The organism is Amycolatopsis sp. NBC_00348 (assembly GCF_036114655.1).
GTDB lineage: Bacteria > Actinomycetota > Actinomycetes > Mycobacteriales > Pseudonocardiaceae > Amycolatopsis.
Map to the genome: position 1 here is coordinate 8,910,370 of NZ_CP107994.1, position 15,378 is coordinate 8,925,747.

15 protein-coding genes are annotated in these 15,378 nt (G+C 71.8%); 12 read left to right on the forward strand and 3 right to left on the reverse strand.

All coding sequences use genetic code 11. The annotated features are described in order from the left end of the window. Positions 1-181: 181 nt before the first annotated feature. From OHS58_RS39910 to OHS58_RS39935, 6 genes are all read left to right on the forward strand, one after another. Positions 182-952, forward strand: a complete 771-nt coding sequence (locus OHS58_RS39910; RefSeq protein WP_247063891.1) for a thioesterase family protein — start codon at positions 182-184, stop codon at positions 950-952. Between the two features lie 25 nt (positions 953-977). Then, a complete protein-coding gene (gene proC, locus OHS58_RS39915; protein WP_328645821.1) occupies positions 978-1,787 on the forward strand; it encodes a pyrroline-5-carboxylate reductase in 810 nt (269 codons plus the stop codon). 435 nt (positions 1,788-2,222) lie between these two features. Then, a complete protein-coding gene (locus OHS58_RS39920; RefSeq protein ID WP_247063893.1) occupies positions 2,223-2,438 on the forward strand; it encodes a helix-turn-helix domain-containing protein in 216 nt (71 codons plus the stop codon). A 230-nt stretch (positions 2,439-2,668) separates the two neighbouring features. Then, a complete protein-coding gene (locus tag OHS58_RS39925) occupies positions 2,669-2,770 on the forward strand; it encodes a 30S ribosomal protein bS22 (protein WP_007030867.1) in 102 nt (33 codons plus the stop codon). 262 nt (positions 2,771-3,032) lie between these two features. Then, the gene (locus OHS58_RS39930; RefSeq protein ID WP_326945877.1) at positions 3,033-4,079 is read left to right on the forward strand and encodes an NAD-dependent epimerase/dehydratase family protein; all 1,047 of its coding nucleotides are present in this window, start codon (positions 3,033-3,035) and stop codon (positions 4,077-4,079) included. A gap of 86 nt (positions 4,080-4,165) precedes the next feature. Continuing rightward, entirely contained in the window at positions 4,166-5,209 is a 1,044-nt protein-coding gene (locus OHS58_RS39935; protein WP_328645822.1) for a lysophospholipid acyltransferase family protein, read from the forward strand. An 80-nt stretch (positions 5,210-5,289) separates the two neighbouring features. Here OHS58_RS39935 and OHS58_RS39940 read toward each other — a convergent pair whose 3' ends face one another. The 3 genes from OHS58_RS39940 to OHS58_RS39950 all read right to left on the reverse strand — a co-directional run bounded on the left by OHS58_RS39940 (position 5,290) and on the right by OHS58_RS39950 (position 8,200). Next, the gene (locus tag OHS58_RS39940) at positions 5,290-6,192 is read right to left on the reverse strand and encodes an HAD family hydrolase (protein ID WP_442792250.1); all 903 of its coding nucleotides are present in this window, start codon (positions 6,190-6,192) and stop codon (positions 5,290-5,292) included. Positions 6,193-6,301: 109 nt separating this feature from the next. Continuing rightward, on the reverse strand, positions 6,302-7,378 hold the full coding sequence (locus OHS58_RS39945; RefSeq protein WP_328645823.1) for a DUF5667 domain-containing protein: 1,077 nt from the start codon (positions 7,376-7,378) through the stop codon (positions 6,302-6,304). A gap of 114 nt (positions 7,379-7,492) precedes the next feature. Next, positions 7,493-8,200, reverse strand: coding sequence for a sigma-70 family RNA polymerase sigma factor (locus OHS58_RS39950; RefSeq protein WP_326945881.1), 708 nt, complete (start codon positions 8,198-8,200; stop codon positions 7,493-7,495). 266 nt (positions 8,201-8,466) lie between these two features. On the opposite strand from OHS58_RS39950, the gene OHS58_RS39955 reads away from it, so the two are divergent. From OHS58_RS39955 to hemC, 6 genes are all read left to right on the forward strand, one after another. Next, the gene (locus tag OHS58_RS39955; RefSeq protein WP_442875496.1) at positions 8,467-10,026 is read left to right on the forward strand and encodes an AMP-binding protein; all 1,560 of its coding nucleotides are present in this window, start codon (positions 8,467-8,469) and stop codon (positions 10,024-10,026) included. A gap of 10 nt (positions 10,027-10,036) precedes the next feature. Further along, positions 10,037-10,276, forward strand: a complete 240-nt coding sequence (locus OHS58_RS39960) for a glutaredoxin family protein (protein WP_247060279.1) — start codon at positions 10,037-10,039, stop codon at positions 10,274-10,276. Between the two features lie 82 nt (positions 10,277-10,358). After that, positions 10,359-11,924 (forward strand): molybdopterin-dependent oxidoreductase, encoded by a 1,566-nt coding sequence (locus OHS58_RS39965; RefSeq protein ID WP_326945883.1) that lies wholly within the window; start codon positions 10,359-10,361, stop codon positions 11,922-11,924. 251 nt (positions 11,925-12,175) lie between these two features. Continuing rightward, positions 12,176-13,105 (forward strand): redox-sensing transcriptional repressor Rex, encoded by a 930-nt coding sequence (locus tag OHS58_RS39970; protein WP_328645825.1) that lies wholly within the window; start codon positions 12,176-12,178, stop codon positions 13,103-13,105. Then, on the forward strand, positions 13,102-14,409 hold the full coding sequence (locus OHS58_RS39975) for a glutamyl-tRNA reductase (protein WP_328645826.1): 1,308 nt from the start codon (positions 13,102-13,104) through the stop codon (positions 14,407-14,409). Before OHS58_RS39970 ends, OHS58_RS39975 begins: the two co-directional genes overlap by 4 nt. 21 nt (positions 14,410-14,430) lie before the next feature. Then, the gene (hemC, locus tag OHS58_RS39980; RefSeq protein WP_247060286.1) at positions 14,431-15,360 is read left to right on the forward strand and encodes a hydroxymethylbilane synthase; all 930 of its coding nucleotides are present in this window, start codon (positions 14,431-14,433) and stop codon (positions 15,358-15,360) included. The last annotated feature ends 18 nt before the right edge of the window (positions 15,361-15,378 follow it).

The following is a 15,378-nucleotide window of genomic DNA, read 5'->3' on the forward strand; positions in this document are numbered from 1 at the left end:
AATCGAGCACGTGAACACGTAAAGTTCCGACTGTGAACCCGTTGCGCTCGTTGATCTCCGCCATCCCCGGTCAGGACCCCTTTTCCCCGCCCGGGACGGTGGGTACGGACGGGCCCGCACGTTCGTGAGCGCAACGGACGGCACCGCCGCGTCCTTCGACACGGCGACGGCGACGCGGTCGATGGGCGACGGCACCTTCACCGCGGTGCTGCGCGCGGAATGGGCCATCGGGTCCCACCCGCACGGGGGTTTCCTGCTGGCCCTGCTGGCCAAGGCGGCGATCGCCGCGCTGAACGAGCGCGGGGAGCCGCACGCCGAGCCGCTGGTCGTCAGCGCGGAGTTCCTGCACGCGCCCGCGCTCGGCCCGGTGCTGCTGCGCACCGACGTCCGCAAGGTCGGCCGCCGCGCGACGGTGGTCGAGGTCCGGCTGGAACAGCGCGGCCGCAGCTGCGTCGAGGCCCGGGTGACCACCGGCCGGCTGCCGATGCGGCGCCCGGAGTGGACCGACGTGCCGTCGATGCCCGCCGAGCCGTCGCCGGGCGCGCTGACCATGCCGGAGAGCCCCGAGGGCCCGTTCAACCTGGCCAAGGGCTGCGACGTGCGGCTCGACCCGGCGACCGCGGGCTACCTGGCCGGCCGCACGGGTGAGCCGCCGCGGATGCGCCTGTGGGTCCGCCCGCGCCACAGCCTGGTCGACCCGTTCTTCACGTTGCTGGCGTCCGACGTCAACCCCCCGGTGGTGATGAACCTGGGCCGCATCGGCTGGGCCCCGACGGTCCAGCTGACGGCGCTGCTGCGCACCCGCCCGGCCCCGGGCTGGCTGCGGGTCATCGTCGAGTCGAGGTCGGTGCACGAGTCCTGGTTCGACTCGGACGCCACGGTGATCGACGCGCAGGGCCGGCTGGTGTGCCAGGCCCGGCAGCTGGGCCTCGCCCCGGCCCCGGGCGGCTGAGCGCGGATCTGGCACGCTTGGCGGCATGACGGTCATCGCGGTGCTGGGTGCGGGAAAGATCGGCGAGGCGTTGCTCTCGGGGCTGCTGAACGGCGGTCACGCGCCGGGCGACCTGCTCTTCACCGAGCGGTACCCGGCGCGCGTCGAGGAGCTGACGGCCCGCTACGGCGTTCGTGGCGTCGAGGTCGAGGACGCCGCCAAGCAGGCCGACGTGCTCGTCGTGGCCGTCAAGCCGCAGGACATCGACCCGGTGCTGACCGAGCTGGCACCGCTGCTGGGCCCGCCGTCGCTCGTGGTGTCGCTCTGTGCGGGGCTGCCGACGTCGCTGTACGAGCGCCGGCTGGCCGAGGGCGTGCCGGTGGTGCGGGTGATGCCGAACACCCCGATGCTGGTCGGCGAGGCCATGAGCGCGATTTCGGCCGGCCGCTGGGCCACGGCCGAGCACCTGGCGGTGGTGCGCGACCTGCTGTCGCACGTCGGCCAGGTCGTCGAGGTGCCGGAGGGTCAGCAGGACGCCGTCACGGCGCTGTCGGGCTCCGGCCCGGCGTACTTCTTCTACCTGGTCGAGGCCATGATCGACGCCGGCATCCTGCTCGGCCTCCCGCGTGCGCTGGCCGGCCAGCTGATCATCCAGTCGGCCGTCGGCGCGGCGAAGATGCTCGCCGAGTCGGAGGAGCACCCGGTGCTGCTGCGCGAGGCCGTGACGTCGCCCGCCGGGACGACCATCAACGCCATCCGCGAGCTGGAGAAGCACGGCGTCCGCGCGGCCCTGCTCGACGCCATCGAGGCGGCCAGGGACCGCTCGGAGGCGCTGGGCAAGGCCCACGAGAGCTGAGCCGCCCATCGGGGGTGTTCCGTGGGTGGAGCCCGCCACCGGCCTCATCCGCGGGGATTGCGGGCCGGGGGGAGCTGCTACCTCTCTCGGCGTTTCGCGCTGCCCCTGCGGCAGCGCGAGCTGGTCGTCGACCGGACGACCGCGCGGTGCGGCGCCGACCGCACGTCGCCACCTTCGCCGGTGGCCGGTGCGTGGGCTCTCATCGCTCGAACGAGGCCTCTCTCGGCCTCGATGGTGCCCGGATTCGCCGTAATGGGCGATTACCGAGGTCTTGCACGCGCGAGTGGGTGTGCGTTAGCGCTGGTAGGAGCCCATCTCGGTGACAGGCGTCGCATTAGTCCCACCAGTCCCGCTACTCTCGATAGAGCACGTGCGTGTCGATACCACAGGTGGGGAAGCCTCGTGGCGCGACACGTGTCGAAGGACGCGGTAAACATGTCGCCGAACAAGAGGGAAGAGTTGCCCGCAGTCGGGCAGGTCCAGTTTCTGACGGTCGCCGAAGTGGCCACGCTGATGCGGGTCTCCAAGATGACCGTCTACCGTCTCGTGCACTCGGGTGAGCTACCCGCCGTCAGGGTGGGGAAGTCCTTCCGAGTGCCGGAGAAAGCAGTGCACGAGTACCTCCAGGGTGCGTATTACGACGTGGGCTGACACAACCGGAGCTTCGCTCCGGGGTCGGGGGCTCCGCCACCCAGACCCCCGAAAGGCCAGCTGAACCGGTCAGCGGGCACGCCGCCGCCAGCGGCGCGCGGGGCTTGGACGTGCCCGCCGACCGGCCCGCGCAACGTGGCGGGTAACCTGGAAAACCGCTCGTGCCTGTGCGCTCCACCCGTTGGACGCTGCGCCGGGCAGCGTGACCGACGACGAACTAAGGAGCGCCCATGGGCTCTGTGATCAAGAAGCGCCGTAAGCGCATGTCCAAGAAGAAGCACCGCAAGCTGCTTCGCCGCACGCGAGTGCAGCGTCGGAAGGCCGGTAAGTAGCAACCCGGCTCAGCCGAGCGTGACCGTGGCCCGTCCAGTCTCTGGACGGGCCACGTCCATGTGGTGGGCCGCCTCCCCTGTTCGAGTGAGGCGTCCGTCGCTTTTGGGCCCCTAGCGGTTAATAGCATGTAAGACACCCGGGAGCTACCACTGATGAGCGGTAACATCTCAAGGGTGTCCGCGCGATGCTTCCAGTGAGTGCAGGTTCGCGCACCTTGGGTGATCGTCCACCCCCCACACGCCCTACGCCGCAGGGAGTCGTATGCCGTCGAACGTCGTGCTCGTCACCGGGGTCGCCGGGGAGCTGGGTGGGAAACTGCTCGCCCGGCTCGGCAACAACCCCGACTTCGAGCGGGTCATCGGCGTCGACACGGTGCCGCCGGACAAGACCGTGCTGCAGCGCATGGGAAACGCCGAGTTCGTGCGCGCGGACATCCGGAACCCGTTGATCGCCAAGGTGATCAGCACGGCCGAAGTGGACACCGTGGTGCACGCGTCGTGCACCGCGCACCCCGCCGGCCCGGGCCGGCGCACGGCCATCAAGGAAGTCAACGTCATCGGCACTATGCGGCTGCTCGCGGCCTGCCAGCGTTCGCCGTTGGTGCGCAAGCTGGTCGTCAAGTCGACCGCGGCGGTCTACGGCGCGGGCGCGCGCTCGCAGGCGGTGTTCACCGAGGACTCCGAGCTCATCCCGACGTCGACCAGCGGGTACGCGAAGGACGCCGTCGAGATGGAGGGGTACGTGCGCGGCCTGACGCGGCGCCGTCCCGACATCACCGTGACCCTGTGCCGCTTCGCCAACATCATCGGGCCGTCGACCGACACGGTCCTGTCCCGCTACTTCGCGCTGCCGGTGGTGCCGACCGTTTTCGGTTACGACGCGCGGATCCAGTTGCTGCACTCCTCGGACGCGCTGTCCGTTTTGGAGCGGGCGACGATCGAGGACAAGCCCGGCGTGTTCAACGTGAGCTCCGAAGGGGTACTCACGCTCTCACAGGCGATCCGGCGAGCGGGCCGGGTCGAGCTGCCGATGCCGCGGAGCGTGGTTCCGTCGGTCGGCAAGGTGCTGCGCGGCGCGCGCGTCGTCGACTTCTCCGCCGACCAGGTGCGGCTGCTGAACTTCGGCCGGGTGGTGGACATCACCAAGCTGAAGCAGGAGTTCGGCTACACCCCGCGGTGGACCACGCGGGAGGCGTTCGACGACTACGTCGTCGGCCGCGGCCTGCGTCCGGTGCTCGACGGCGGCCGGCTCGCGGGCCTGGCCGGCAAGGTGCTGGTCGCCGCGGCGACCGGCCAGGCGAACCGGTGAGCCGGTCGAGTATGCCTTTCGGGGGCCCGGGTGGCGGAGCCCCCGGCCCGGAGCGAAGCTCCGGTGGTGACAGCAGACCGCACGGCTTGAACGACGTGGAAGGCGAGGCGGAGACGGTGGGCGGTGCCGAGGCGCAGGTCATCCCCCTGCACGGACCGGGCCGCGAGAAGCCGGCGGCGGCCCCGCCCGCCGCCTCCGCGGCCGCGGAGGACCTGCGGGAGGCCGATGCCGCGCGTGAAGACGCCCCGGTCGTCGCGTTCCCCGGTGCCGAGGCCCCGGCCCCGGCGCCCGAGGTGCTCTCGGACGCGGCGCGCTCCGCGCTCGGCTTCATCCGCGACCGGCTGACCGGCGACTACACCGTCGACGAGTTCGGCTTCGACGCCGAGCTGACCGACGCCGTGTTCCTCCCGCCGCTGCGCGCGCTCTACCGGAACTGGTTCCGCGTCGACACGTTCGGCGTCGAGAACCTCCCGGCCGAGGGCGGCGCGCTGCTGGTGTCCAACCACTCGGGCACGTTGCCGCTGGACTCCCTGATGACGGCGGTCGCGGTCCACGACGAGACCGGCGGCCGGCACCTGCGCGGCCTCGGCGCCGACCTGGTGTTCCAGGTGCCGCTGGTGGGCTCGTTCGCCCGCAAGTCCGGCCAGACGCTGGCCTGCAACGCGGACGCGGAACGCCTGCTGCGCAAGGGTGAGCTGGTCGGCGTGTGGCCGGAGGGCTTCAAGGGCGTCGGCAAGCCGTTCTCGTCGCGCTACAAGCTGCAGCGCTTCGGCCGAGGTGGCTTCGTGTCGGCGGCGCTGCGCGCGGGCGTCCCGATCATCCCGGTGTCGGTGATCGGCGCCGAGGAGATCTACCCGAAGCTGGGCGACATCAAGGTGCTGGCCCGGATGCTGGGCCTGCCGTACTTCCCGGTGACGCCGTTCTTCCCGCTGCTCGGCCCGCTGGGCGCGATCCCGCTCCCGACGAAGTGGAGCATCGAGTTCGGCGAGCCGATCCCGACCGACTCCTTCGGGCCGGACGCCGTGGACGACCCGATGCTGGTCTTCCAGCTGACGGATCAGGTGCGCGAGTCGATCCAGCAGACGCTCTACCAGCGCCTTTCGCAGCGCAAGTCCGTCTTCCGCCGCTGAGCGCAGCCGTCCACCGGGCGTGAAATCCGCGTGAGGCTATGCATCTTTCCCGGCGAAAGTGACGCCTCGGGCCGGGCGCGTCAGCGGCGGCGGTAAGCCATCCCCGCGGCCACCGCCCCCGCCAGCGCCCCGGCCCCCAGTACCGAAGGTACCCCGATCTTCGCCGCTTTACGGCCGGTGCGGAAGTCGCGGATCTCCCAGCCACGCGCGCGGGCGACGTCCCGCAGCCCGCCGTCCGGGTTGACCGCGACCGCCGTGCCCACCGCCGACAGCATCGGGATGTCGTTGGCCGAGTCCGAATAAGCCGTGCAGCGCTTGAGGTTCAGGCCCTCACGCGACGCCAGCGCGCGGACCGCGTGGGCCTTCGCGCGGCCGTGCAGCAGGTCGCCGACCAGCCGGCCGGTGTAAACGCCCTCGCGCGTCTCCGCGACCGTGCCCAGCGCGCCCGTCAGGCCCAGGCGGCGCGAGATGATCGCCGCCAGCTCGATCGGGGTCGCCGTGACCAGCCAGACGCGCTGGCCGGCGTCGAGGTGCATCTGGGCGAGCGCGCGGGTGCCGGACCAGATCTTGTCCGCCATCAGCTCGTCGTAGATCTCTTCGCTGATCGACGTCAGCTCGGCCACCGTGCGGCCGGCCACAAAGGACAGTGCGCGCTCGCGGTGGGTCTTGATGTCTTCCTTGTTCTCGCGACCGCCGAGGCGGAACTTGATCTGGCCCCAGACGAAGCCGGCGAGGTCGGACGACGTGAAGAACTTGCGCGCCGCGAGCCCGCGGGCGAAGTAGAAGATCGACGCGCCCATCATCATCGTGTTGTCGACGTCGAAGAAGGCGGCCGCGGTGAGGTCGGGCGGTGCGGGCGGGGCGGGGGGCTCGGCGGCTTCGGAAACCACGCGGGCGTGAGCGGCCTCGGCCGAGGCTTCGCCCGCGAGCGCGGCGAGCCGTTCGAGCTCCTGACTCTTGTCCCTGCCACGCCAAGCTGACACGCACACCGCCTCCACGTCTGCCCACGTCTGACCACGTCCCTGCGGACGTTCGGTCCTTCGCACAGCGTAGCGAGCCGCCCACCGCGGCGTCGCAGGTGTGGCCCGGACCTCAGCCGATGACGATCGGCGGCAGGCCCGGCAGCAGCGGCGGGATCGACACGATCGGCGGCGGCCTCGACGTCGAGGTCACCGGCGGCCGGGAGGTCGACGACGGCTGGCCGAACACCGGCGGCGGCGTGCTCCCGCCGGTCGGCGCGGGCGTCTCCGCCGTCGCCGTCGCGTCCGACGGCGGGAGCTGGGTGCCGGTCGGGGCCGGCGCGGTGCTCTCGGCGGTCGAGGAGGACGACGAAGTCGGCGCCGAGGACACCTCGCCGCCCGAGGACGGCGCCGGGCGCTGGGTGCACTCGCCGGTCGCCGGGATCAGGCCCAGGTCGTCGGCGGTGCCGGTGGTGATCTGGTAGCAGTTCAGCCGGGCGACCAGGCCGCTCGTGCGCTCCTGGACCTTGCCGAGCAGGGTCCGCACGTCGCCGAACACGGAGGCGGCGCCGGCCGGCAGCGCGGCCTGCTGCGCCGCGAGCCGGGCCGCTTGGTTCCGGGCCCACAGCCGGACGTCGGAGAGCTGCTGCGCGCCGCTGCCGTCGCTGGTCGCGACGGCGGTCAGCTGGGTGACGCCGGCACGCAGGTCGGTGGCGAAGTCGTCGTAGGCGGTCTGGTAGTCGGCCGGGCTCGCGCCTTCGGCGGCCAGCTCGCCCAGCTCGGTGACGCGGTTGGTGGCGAACTCGAGGTGCTTCTGGGCCTTCTGCTGGTCACCGAAGGTGAGGTTCAACGACGTCGTCTCGCCGGCGCGCTTCACGGCGTACAGCGCGTCACCCGGCAACGCGCCGCGGGAGAGCACCAGCGTCAGGCCGGACAGCACGAGGACGAGGAAGAGCGCGGCGGCCACCAGGTCGGCGGTCCGCGGCCGCCACCGCCGTACCGGGGTGGCCGCCGCCGTCTCGAGGCGGCCCGCGATCTCCGCGCGGATCCGCTGCCGCGTCTCCAGGTCCGGCGCCCCGGCCTCGCCGAGTTCGCGCAGGGCGCCGACGACGGCCAGCTCGTCGGCGAACTCGCCGTCCCGGCGTACCGGGGACGGCTCCAAAGCACGCGCGAACCGATCCGCGTCGGTTCGCTCACGCGCAAACCTCACTGCGCCAGCTCCATCTCGGGCCGTGGCCGGTCCTGACACCGGTCTGGCAGGAGTAACGATCCAGAAGGCGCGATGGTTACCGGATTCGGTCGATGAACCGAAAAGTTCGCGGGTTCAGCGCAATCCGGTGGGCAGGAGTTGTGCCAGCCTGCGCACCGCCCGGTGCTGCAGCGCCTTGATGGCGCCCTCGTTGCGGTTCATGATCTGGGCCGTCTCGGCCACGGAGAGTCCCTGCAGGAACCGCAGGATGATGCATTCCCGCTGGTCGTCGCCCAGTTCCGCGACGCAGCGCAACAACTCGGTGCGGGTCGCGCGGCTGATGGCCTCCTGCTCGGGGCCGGCCTGCGCGGTCGCGCCGACGCTGAACGGCGCCGAACCGGGTTCGGTCACCTCGTCGGTGACGACTTCGAGGCGGTACCGGCTCGACTTCACGTGGTCGAGCACGAGGTTGCGGGCGATGGTGACGAACCAGGCGCCGACGTCACGTCCCTGGTAGCTCACCGACGTGATCCGGCGCAGCGCGCGCAGGAACGTCTCGCTGGTGACGTCCTCGGCGAGGTCGCGGTCGCCCAGCCGGAAGAGCACGTAGCGGTAGACGACGTCGACGTAGCGGTCGTAGAGGCGGCCGAACGCGGACGAGTCGCCGTCCTGCGCGGCGCGCACCAGGTCCCACGCCTCGGCCTTGAGGGCTTCGGCGCGCTCTTCGTCGGAGGCGGAGGCTCCCGGCGCCTGGCGGCTCAGCGGCACGGCCGAAGATCGTCCGAAGAGGCGGTCGGCGACCATGAAAACGGGCCCGCGGCTCACGGCGGTCGGCACTGTCATCGGGCGGCACCTCCGGCGGCGGCTCGGACCCAGTGGGCCACGGTACCCCCGATGAGCGGGCGAGCAGGGGCCTGCCGGCTCGCGTGCCCCACGGCGCCGTGGGCAGGCAAGTTCGTCACGGCGACTCCCTCTCTCCGATCGCGGCGGTGATCATCACCACCCCCCGCGACGCAGTGCAGCATACGTGTAGTTACCGCGAAGTAGGTAGTGGTTCCGGTCTTGTGAAGGGGCGACGCTCGCGGTGTTCCCCCATGACGTCGCGCGAGATGACAGACTTGCAACGCTTCGCGGGACGACGGGAAGGCGGGCCACGGGTGAGTGCCGGTGCAGAGACGTTGTCCGGGGTCGGCGAGCTGCTCGGCCGGGCCGCCGCGACGTGGCCGGAGCACCCGGCCGTGCGGGAGACCGGTGGCGGCCGGACGCTGACCTACCGTCAGCTCACCGCCGCGGTCGAAGCCCAGGCCAAGACACTTACGGGTGCAGGTGTCACACCCGGCGACCGGGTCGCGCTGCGGCTGCCGACGTCGGTCGATTTCGCCGTCGCGTTCTTCGGCGCGCTGCGGGCCGGCGCGATCGCCGTCCCGGTGTCGCCGCAGTCGCCGGGACCCGAGCTCGAGCAGCTGGTCGAGCACAGTGGCGCCAAGGTTGTCATCCATCGCGACACGGATACGGCGCTGCCGGCCGGGGTGATCGGTCTCACTTCCGAAGCTGACCCGGATGGAGCAGCCGGGTTCGCGGACGCCGGGGGAACCGGCGAGGACACCGCGGTCATTTCGTACACCTCCGGCACCACCGGGCCGCCGCGCGGCGTGATGCTTTCGCACCGCGCGCTGCTCGCGAACCTGGCCCAGCTGAGCGGCGTCGAGGGTGTCCTCGAGCACGACGACCGCGTGCTGATCACCATCCCGCTCTTCCACGTCTACGGCCTCGGGCCCGGCCTGCTGCAGGCCGTCGCCGTCGGCGCGACCGCGGTCCTGTCGGAGCGCTTCGAGGCCCAGCGCACGCTGGCGGACTGCGCCGAACACGGCGTCACCACGATCACCGGCGTCCCGACGATGTACGCCGAGTTCGCCGCGCTGGACGCCGGGGAGCTCGGCCGGGGACTGGCCACGGTCCGGCGGATGACGTCGGGCGCGGCACCGCTGCACCCGAAGGTGCTCGGCGCGATCCGGGAGGCGACGGGCCTCGACGTCTTCGAGGGGTACGGCCTCACCGAGTGCGCGCCGGTGGTGACGTCGACGCTGGTCACCGGCTACCCGAAGCCCGGCTCGGTCGGCAGCCCGCTGCCCGGCGTCGAGCTGCGGCTCGTCGACAGCGACGGCACCGACCAGGCCGTGCCGCTCGACCCGGACGACGTCGACGACGTCTTCGAGGCCGAGGGCGAGACCGGGCTGGTGTCGATCCGCGGCGCGAACCTGTTCTCCGGTTACTGGCCCGACGGCGCCCACGGGCCGGACGACGAGGGCTGGTTCCGCACCGGCGACGTCGGCTACCTCGACGTCGACGGCGACCTGCACCTGGTCGACCGGGCCAACGACCTGATCATCGTCAACGGCTTCAACGTCTTCCCGAACGAGGTCGAGTCGGTCATCGCGCAGCTGCCGGAGGTGGCCGAAGCCGCCGTTGTGGGGGTCGTCGACGAGCGCAGCGGCGAGGCCGTGAAGGCGTTCGTGGTGCCGGTCTCGGGCGCGTCGCTGTCCGAGCAGCAGGTCGTCGACCAGTGCACCGCCCACCTGGCCGGGTACAAGGTGCCGCACGCGGTGGAGTTCGCCGAGTCGCTGCCGCACTCGGCCACCGGGAAGCTGCGCCGGATGCGGCTGCGGTAGTAATGGCGGCATGGCACAGGAAGTGACGGTCATGGGCCGGGTCGGCTGCCACCTCTGCGAGGTGGCGGAGGCCGACGTCGCCCGCATCTGCGGCGAGCTGGGTGTCGCGTGGAAGTCCGAGGACGTCGACACGGACCCGGAGTGGCGCGCGGAGTACGGCGACCGCGTCCCGGTGATCCTGGTCGACGGCGCCGAGCACGGCTACTGGCGCGTCGAAGAGGACCGGCTGCGCAAGGCGCTTTCGTCCTGAACGTCCCGGCTTGGTTAAGCCGTAACACGTCCGTAAGCACTCCAGCCCCACCCGAACGGCCCACCGCTCCGAAGATGGAGGGGTGAGCACCTTGCAGGACGCGCCTGCCCCGCCCGAGGCGCCCAGGCGGCTTTCGCTGCCGGTCGCGACGCTGATCGGCCTTCTCGCCCTGGCCGCCGCCCTCGGCGTCGGGCACCTGGTCGCGGGCTTCGTCGGTTACACGGCCTCGCCGTTCATCGCGGTCGCGAACTACGTCATCGACCACAGCCCGACCGGCATCGTGAAGTGGGCCGAGCGGACGCTGGGCACCTGGGACAAGCCGATCCTCAAGCTCGGCCTCGCCGTCGTGCTCGTCCTGTTCGCGGTGGCCGCCGGGCAGCTGTCCCGGCGCAAACCGCTGGCCGGGCAGGTGCTCGTCGGGCTGCTCGGCGCCGCCGGGATCGCCGCCGTGTTCGTGCGCACCGACCTCGGGCAGGTGTCACTGCTCGCGCCGGTCGCCGCGCTCGTCGCCGGGCTGACCGTGTTCACGATGCTGCACCGCCTCGTGCTGCCGCCCGAGCTGGCCCGCTACGACCGGGGCTTCGACCGGCGGAAGTTCATCCGCACCGGCGTCGGCATCGCGGCCGGGGCCGGCGTCGCCGCCGTGGTCGGCGAAGTGGCCGGGACCAGCACGAACGCCGAGGACTCGCGGGCCGCCGTCGGGCCGCTCGTGCCGGCGCGCACCGCGCCGCCGCTGCCCGCCGACGCCGACTTCGTCAAGCTCGGCTCGCCGCCGTTCATCACGCCCAACGCGGACTTCTACCGGATCGACACCGCACTGGTCGTGCCGCAGATCCGCACCGAGGACTGGGGCCTGAAGATCCACGGGATGGTCGACCAGGAGGTGAACTTCACCTACAAGGACATCCGCGACCGGCCGCTCGTCGAGCGCCGGGTGACGCTGACCTGCGTGTCCAACGAGGTCGGCGGGAACCTGATCTCGAACGCGTCGTTCATCGGCGTCGACCTCGTCGACCTGCTCGACGAAGCCGGCGTGCAGACCGGCGCCGAGCAGATGTTCGCGACCAGCGTCGACGGCTGGACCTGCGGCACCCCGGCGAACGTCGCGCTCGACCCGGCACGCGGCGCGATGCTCGCGATCGGGATGAACGGCGAGCCGCTGCCGGTCGAGCACGGCTTCCCGGCGCGGATCGTCATCCCCGGCCTCTACGGCTACGTGTCCGCGACCAAGTGGGTCAAGGACCTCGAGTTCACCAAGTGGGACGCGCGGCAGTCGTACTGGCTCAACCGCGGCTGGGCCGAGCAGGCGCCGATCAAGACCGAGTCCCGGATCGACACCCCGACCGGCTTCGCGAAGGTCACCGCGGGCAAGGTCCGGCTGGCCGGCACGGCGTGGGCGCAGCACACCGGCATCGCGAAGGTCGAGGTCCGGCTCGACCAGGGCGAGTGGCGCGAAGCCACCCTTTCGGCGGAGGTGAGCAAGGACACCTGGCGCCTCTGGTGGCTCGAGCTCGACGTCCCCGGCGGTACGCACCAGGCGTTCGTCCGGGCCACCGACCAGGACGGCTACACCCAGACGGAGAACACCGCCGACCCGGTGCCCGACGGCGCCACCGGCTGGCACTCCGTCACCCTCGACGCGCACTGACGACCCGGAAACCCTTGTGCGGCCGGTGATCTGGCCCGATGGACCCGCGCTCGAGGCCGCCACGGCACACTCGGGGGGTGCCGAACCGCCTCCGACCAGTGACTTTGTGCGTGCGTTCACAAGTGGACTACCGTAGGACCATCGCCTCCCGGTGGTCCGGCATCGAACCGGACGCCGGGCCCTGGGTCAAGACACAGTTCCGAACGGTCGCGGCGATGGCCGGCAGGTGCGCAGCGGGCAGGAGACACGGCGTGGTGACACAGCGCGGGGGGCGTGACGGAGCGGACTCCGCCGGCCGGCCGCCACGGCGGTCCCGCCGGCCGGACACGCCGGACGCCGACAACGCGCCGACGGCCGAGATGCCCGCCGTGCCCGCGGCCGCCGTGAACGGCCGCGCCAACGGCAACGGGGATGCCCCCGAGGCCGTCCGGGCGAAGCAGATCCCCGAAGCGGCCGTCGCCCGGTTGGCCGTCTACCTCCGCGTGCTGTCCGCGATGTCGGAACAGGGCGCGACGACCGTTTCGAGCGAAGAGCTGTCGCAGGCCGCCGGTGTCAACTCCGCGAAGCTGCGCAAAGACCTCTCGTACCTGGGCTCCTACGGCACCCGCGGCGTCGGCTACGAGGTCAGCGTCCTCGTCAGCCAGATCGAGCGGATCCTCGGCCTGACCCGGCAGCACAAAGTGGCCGTGGTCGGGATCGGCAACCTCGGTCACGCGCTGGCCAACTACGGCGGCTTCCCGGGGCGCGGTTTCCCGGTCGAGGCCCTGTTCGACCTGGACTCGGACCTGATCGGCGTGCCGGTCGGCGGCCTGCCGGTCTCCCACATGGACGACATCCCGCGGGTCTGCGCCGAGCGCGGCATCTCCATCGGCGTGATCGCCACCCCGCCCACCGCGGCGCAGTCGGTGTGCGACCGCCTGGTCGCCGGCGGCGTCCAGTGCATCCTCAACTTTGCTCCCGTCGTGCTGCAAGTTCCTGCTCACATCGAGGTCCGCAAGGTGGATTTGGCCGTCGAGCTGCAGATACTGTCATTTCACGTGGCCCGTCGGGCGGATGATGCTGCGAGCAATCAGGGCAATTCCGGATTACCCGCAGCGGGTCTGCCGCCCGACAATGGCAAGAGCAGCGGACGGAACGGCGCGGGTCCGGACGGCGGACGGGAAGTGGTGGTGCGCTCATGAGCGTCTTGGCAGTGGGCTTGTCCCATCGCAGCGCCGAGCTGAGCACGTTGGAACGCGTCGCGGTACCGGCGCCCGAGATCGGCAAGGTGCTCGACGAGCTGCAGCAGGCCGAGCACATCAGCGAGGTCATGCTCGTCTCGACGTGCAACCGCATCGAGGTCTACGCGGTGGTCGAGACCTTCCACGGCGGCTTGAACGACGTCTCCGACGTCCTCGCCCGCCAGGCCGGGATGACGCCCGCCGACCTCTACGACAGCCTGTACGTGCACTACGCCGGCGCCGCGGTCGAGCACCTGTTCTCGGTCACCTCCGGCCTGGACTCGATGGTCGTCGGCGAGACGCAGATCCTCGGCCAGATCCGCTCCTCCTACGCCACCGCGCGCGAGGCCGGCACCGTCGGCCGCACGCTGCACGAGCTGATCCAGACCACGCTGCGCGTCGGCAAGCGCGTGCACACCGAAACCGGCCTCGACCAGCTGGGCGCGTCGGTCGTGTCCGAAGCGCTCGCCGCGGCCGGGGACGTCACCGGCAAGCACGCCGTCATCGTCGGCGCCGGCTCGATGGGCGCGCTGAGCGCGTCGCAGCTGCGCAAGGCCGGCATCGGCGAGATCACCGTCGCCAACCGCACCGACGCCCGCGCGCGCCGGCTCGCCGCGAACGTGTCCGAGCAGGGCGTGCCCGCCCGGGCGATCGCGCTGTCCCAGGTCGCCGACGCGGTGCGTGACGCCGACGTCGTGATCTGCTGCACCGGCGCGCAGGACGCCGTCTTCGGCCCGGAGCAGGTGCTGCCCCGCGGCGGCCGCGCCCTGGTCGTCTGCGACCTCGGCCTGCCCCGTGACGTCGACCCGGCGGTCGGCGAGCTCGCCGGCGTGCGCGTCGTCGACCTGGCCACCGTCCAGCGCCGGATGCGCGAAGCCGGCACCCCGACCACCGACCGGCAGACGGCGAAGGCCACCGGCATCGTGCTCGACGAGGTGCGCGAGTACCTCGCCGGCCAGCGCAGCGCCGAGGTCACCCCGACGGTGACCGCGTTGCGCAAGCGCGCGGCCGAGGTCGTCGACGCCGAGCTGCTGCGGCTGGACCACCGGCTGCCCCAATTGGACAGCGCCATCCGCGAAGAGGTCGGCCGCACGGTCCGCCGGGTGGTCGACAAGCTGCTGCACGCGCCGACGGTGCGGGTCAAGCAGCTGGCCGCCGAGACGGCCGACACCGACTACGCGAACGCGTTGCGCGAACTGTTCTGCCTCGACCCGCAGGCACCCGCCGCGGTGGCGAGCCCGACGCCCCCACCAGAGAAGAAGTAGTAAGTGACCAGAGTCATTCGCATGGGTACGCGCGGATCGAAGCTCGCGCTCGCCCAGACCGGGCACGTCGCCGACGCCCTGCGCGCCACCGGCGCCGAGGTCGAGATCGTCACGGTGACCACGCCCGGGGACAAGTCGATGGCGCCGATCCCGACGATCGGCGTCGGCGTGTTCACCTCCGCGCTGCGGGAAGCGTTGCTGCGCAACGAGGTCGACGTCATCGTCCACTCGTACAAGGATCTGCCGACCGCGCCGGAGCCGGGCATTTCGCTCGCCGCCGTGCCGCCGCGCGCGGACCCGCGGGACGCGCTGATCGCGCGTGACGGGCTGACTCTCGGCGAGCTGCCGCCGGGCGCGACGGTGGGCACCGGCTCGCTGCGGCGCACCGCGCAGCTGCGCGCGCTGGGTCTCGGTTTGGAAATCGTGCCGATTCGCGGCAATATCGACACCCGCATGCGCAAGGTCACCGACGGCGAGCTGGATGCCGTGGTGCTCGCGCGTGCCGGACTGGCCAGGGTCGGCATGGTCGAGGTCATCACCGAGACCCTCGACCCGATCCAGATGCTGCCCGCGCCCGCACAGGGCGCGCTGGCGGTGGAGTGCCGGACCGCCGACGTGGACCTCGAGCACCTGCTCGCATCCACGCTGGACGACGAGGGCACGCGGGCTGCGGTGACGGCCGAGCGTGCTTTGCTGGCCGCGCTCGAGGCGGGGTGCAGCTCGCCCGTGGGCGCGCTCGCCGAGATCGTCGAAGATCTCGACGCCGAGGGCAAGGTCGTGGAACGGATCTCGCTGCGCGGCACCGCCGCGATCGAGGGCGAGGAAGGCGTGGTGGACATGGTCCGGGCCATCGCGCTGGCCGACAAGCACCAGGCCGCCCAGCTGGGCAAGGACCTGGCCGCAGAGCTGCTGGACCTCGGAGCCGGAGCCCTCTCCGGACCCGCGCAGTAGCGCTTTCACGAGCGCTTC

Excerpts from the sequence above, each read along its gene's own strand:
- OHS58_RS39910 (WP_247063891.1), top strand. The coding sequence starts at position 182 with ATGGGCGACGGCACCTTCACCGCGGTGCTGCGCGCGGAATGGGCCATC.
- proC (WP_328645821.1), top strand. The coding sequence starts at position 978 with ATGACGGTCATCGCGGTGCTGGGTGCGGGAAAGATCGGCGAGGCGTTG.
- OHS58_RS39920 (WP_247063893.1), top strand. The coding sequence starts at position 2,223 with ATGTCGCCGAACAAGAGGGAAGAGTTGCCCGCAGTCGGGCAGGTCCAG.
- OHS58_RS39925 (WP_007030867.1), top strand. The coding sequence starts at position 2,669 with ATGGGCTCTGTGATCAAGAAGCGCCGTAAGCGCATGTCCAAGAAGAAG.
- OHS58_RS39930 (WP_326945877.1), top strand. The coding sequence starts at position 3,033 with ATGCCGTCGAACGTCGTGCTCGTCACCGGGGTCGCCGGGGAGCTGGGT.
- OHS58_RS39950 (WP_326945881.1), bottom strand. The coding sequence starts at position 8,200 with ATGACAGTGCCGACCGCCGTGAGCCGCGGGCCCGTTTTCATGGTCGCC.
- OHS58_RS39955 (WP_442875496.1), top strand. The coding sequence starts at position 8,467 with ATGACAGACTTGCAACGCTTCGCGGGACGACGGGAAGGCGGGCCACGG.
- OHS58_RS39960 (WP_247060279.1), top strand. The coding sequence starts at position 10,037 with ATGGCACAGGAAGTGACGGTCATGGGCCGGGTCGGCTGCCACCTCTGC.
- OHS58_RS39975 (WP_328645826.1), top strand. The coding sequence starts at position 13,102 with ATGAGCGTCTTGGCAGTGGGCTTGTCCCATCGCAGCGCCGAGCTGAGC.
- hemC (WP_247060286.1), top strand. The coding sequence starts at position 14,431 with ATGGGTACGCGCGGATCGAAGCTCGCGCTCGCCCAGACCGGGCACGTC.